This is a genomic window from uncultured Jannaschia sp. (assembly GCF_947494055.1).
In the GTDB taxonomy this organism is placed as follows: Bacteria; Pseudomonadota; Alphaproteobacteria; order Rhodobacterales; family Rhodobacteraceae; genus Jannaschia.
Genome location: NZ_CANLTR010000137.1, coordinates 1 through 1048, shown reverse-complemented (window position 1 = coordinate 1048; position 1048 = coordinate 1). Strand labels below are relative to the sequence as shown.

The following is a 1048-nucleotide window of genomic DNA, read 5'->3' as shown; positions in this document are numbered from 1 at the left end:
CTCCAAGCCCAGTCCAGACAGGGCAGAGTGACACTTCTGATTTGCTCACGGGTGACAGTTTAGCTTTGCGGCTACAAAGTCCATCAAAAGAATGGAAGTTATGTAATGATCCCGCCTCTTTTCCCGAACTAGGTGTAATATCACTTCGTTGGGTTCGCGCGTTGTCTTGCCGGATCGCTGCCCGGAAGCGTAGACGGCTGTCATGCCATTGTCCGAAACGGAACGGTTCCTCAAAGATCTCACTCGGCTCACCGAGGTCGAGCGGCTCTGGCAAAATCTGCAGGACTGGATGGCGCAGTACGGGTTTGACCGCCTTATGTATGCGGCAACCCGGTTCCGGACGAACACCAGCATGGGTGACCTACGCGATGCGCGCATTCTGACGAACTATCCGAAATCGTTTACGGAACCGTATCTGGAAGGCGGCATGTTCTACGACGCTCCGATGGTCCGTTGGGCGATGGAGAATGTCGGAACTCTGTCATGGGCCGCCATCGCGCAGAACGCGATGGCCGGGCGCTTGCCGCCCGAATGCATGCGCGTCGTGGAGTTCAATCGCCGACATGGCGTTGTCGCCGGATATGGGATCAGCTTTCCCCGGATCTCTGCCCGGACGGGTCACGGCATCGGTCTTGCCAGTTCGAACAAGACTCAGGCCGAGCTCGACGAGATCTGGGCGAAGAAAGGCGGAGAGATCGAACTGGTCGCTCATGTGGCCCATCTCACGCTGCTGTCTCTGCCGCACGCACTTCACGGTCGGACGCTGACACCAAGACAGCGAGAAGTGCTCGAATTGGTCGCGGACGGAAAGACCATTCAGGACGTCGCCCTTATACTCGGCCGGAATTCGACGACAATCGAGAAGCATCTCCGGCTGGCGCGTGAAGCGCTCGACGTCGAGACCACTGCCCAAGCTATCCTGAAGGCCGGGCTGCAGAACCAGTTCTTTCAGCTCGGCTCGTGAGCCTGTCTGTATCCGTCCGGCGTGACCGCCGTTGACATTCAGCGTGGCTGCCAATTCCACGGCGTGAGTTCGTCGATGCGGTTG

At 58.4% G+C, this 1048-nt stretch carries 1 protein-coding gene; it reads left to right on the top strand.

Annotated elements, in window-relative coordinates:
• The first annotated feature begins 202 nt into the window (after positions 1 to 202).
• Positions 203 to 964: a LuxR family transcriptional regulator gene (locus tag Q1A87_RS23505; RefSeq protein ID WP_299657278.1), complete on the top strand. Its 762-nt coding sequence runs from the start codon at positions 203 to 205 to the stop codon at positions 962 to 964.
• Positions 965 to 1048 lie beyond the last annotated feature (84 nt).